Origin of the sequence: Ornithinibacter sp. (assembly GCF_035443565.1) — a bacterium.
Classification (GTDB): domain Bacteria; phylum Actinomycetota; class Actinomycetes; order Actinomycetales; family Dermatophilaceae; genus Fodinibacter.
Genome location: NZ_DAORSO010000410.1, coordinates 1 through 1,132, shown reverse-complemented (window position 1 = coordinate 1,132; position 1,132 = coordinate 1). Strand labels below are relative to the sequence as shown.

Below are 1,132 nucleotides of genomic sequence, written 5' to 3'. Positions count from 1 at the left end.
TGTAGTTGCTCATGACGTTGGTGACGCCGGTCCGCAAGCGTGAGGCCGGGGGCTGGTCGCCGGCGGCGCTGTGGGTTCGATGGTAGTTGTAGTGCAGGTTCCAGGTCGCGATCGCGTCGCGGCGGTGGTCTTCGCTGAGCCAGGGGCGGGCGTAAAGCAGTTCGTTGGCCAGGATCCGCTGGTATCGCTCCACCTTGCCGTTGTGGCGGGGCGTGTAGGGCCTGGTCCGCTGATGGCGCGCGGCGAAGGAGCACACCGCGCGGGTGAAGTCCTTGGCGCGATAGCAGGAGCCGTTGTCGGTCACGATCCGGGTGAAGCGGGTGACGCCGTGGGCGGCGAACCAGACGCGGGCACGGAAGAGGAACCCGATCGCGGTCTTCGCGGTCTCGTCCTCGAGGGCCTCGGTGTAGGCCAGACGGGAGAACCCATCGACTGCGGAGTGCAGGTAGACGTAGCCCGGCCGGGTCCCGCTGGCCTTCGCCTTGGCGGTGGCCCTGGCTGCGGCGCGGGCCTGGTCGGAGTTGATGCCGTGGATGCGCCAGCCGCCGCCGTCGGGGATGCGGCCGACCTTCTTCACATCGATGTGGATCATGTGCCCGGGCCACCAGGCCTTGATGGTGCCGGGCCTGCGCAGCGGTTCGCCGTCGACGTCGAGGTGATCCAGGCGCGCGAGGCCGAGCTTGTGTAGCCACCGAGTCACCGTGGCCACCGAGATGGGGATGTCCTGGGCCGCGAGTTCGCGCACGATCCGGCGCGCTGACCACTTGTTCTTCCGCATCACCGCTATCTGCTCGACCACCGCAACAGGTGTCTGGGTGGGCCGCTGGGCTGGTGCACTCGAACGATCGTGAAGGCCGGCTTCGCCGTGCTCGCGGTAGCGGGCCACCCACTTGCCCAAGCACTGGCGGGAGACGCCTGCTTCGGCGGCGATGTGGGCGATCGGTCGATGGCGGCAGCGCAGCACCAACCGCAGACGGCCTTGAGGGGTCAGCGGAGCATTACGGTGGGTCACAGGGCAGGTCCTTCGTGTCGGCGACGGTTGTCTTGGTCGACTTCCATCTTTGCCGCCGGGGACCTGCCCGTCCCTCACGACCTACGGCGCCGGGTGACACCAACCTCATGAGCCGCAACA

At 68.2% G+C, this 1,132-nt stretch carries 1 protein-coding gene; it reads right to left on the bottom strand.

Annotated features, from left to right (window positions below; genetic code table 11):
• Positions 1-1,012, bottom strand: a 1,012-nt coding sequence (locus tag PLL68_RS15580) for an IS481 family transposase (protein ID WP_324535655.1), incomplete at its 3' end; no start/stop codon positions are given.
• Positions 1,013-1,132 lie beyond the last annotated feature (120 nt).